Source organism: Streptomyces sp. DH37 (assembly GCF_029813835.1).
GTDB lineage: Bacteria > Actinomycetota > Actinomycetes > Streptomycetales > Streptomycetaceae > Streptomyces.
This window is the reverse complement of record NZ_JARVKV010000206.1, coordinates 1-427: the sequence shown is the minus strand read 5'-3', so window position 1 is coordinate 427 and position 427 is coordinate 1. Positions and strand designations below refer to the sequence as shown.

Annotated in this window: 1 pseudogene; it reads left to right on the top strand. The window is 48.0% G+C overall.

Features of this window, described 5'->3' with window-relative positions:
• Nucleotides 1-427: pseudogene (locus QC029_RS31445) on the top strand (nitrate/nitrite transporter); the annotation flags it as partial.

The window sequence follows — 427 nt, the reverse complement described above, 5'->3', positions numbered from 1 at the left end:
GCTTTACCTGCCTTATCTGGAGCGACGTTGCGGATTTTTTATTCGTTCCTTGTGCCAATTTTTGGCGGACGTAAACTCACCACCCTTGCGACCTTATCACTCTTGATTCCGACCATTTGGATGGGCTTTGCATTACAAGACCCAAATACCCCTTTTGCCACTTTTGTTATCATTGCTTTGCTGTGTGGGTTTGGTGGGGCGAACTTTGCCTCTAGTATGTCCAATATTTCGTTCTTTTATCCAAAATCGCAACAAGGCACAGCGATGGGCTTAAACGCTGGTTTGGGTAATTTGGGTGTGTCGGTCATGCAGTTTTTAGTCCCTGCGGTGATTGGCGTGGGTATCTTTGGGGCGTTGGGCGGTGATGCCCAAACCACTGCCAAAGGCACGACCATGTATCTACAAAACGCTGGTTTTGTGTGGGTAC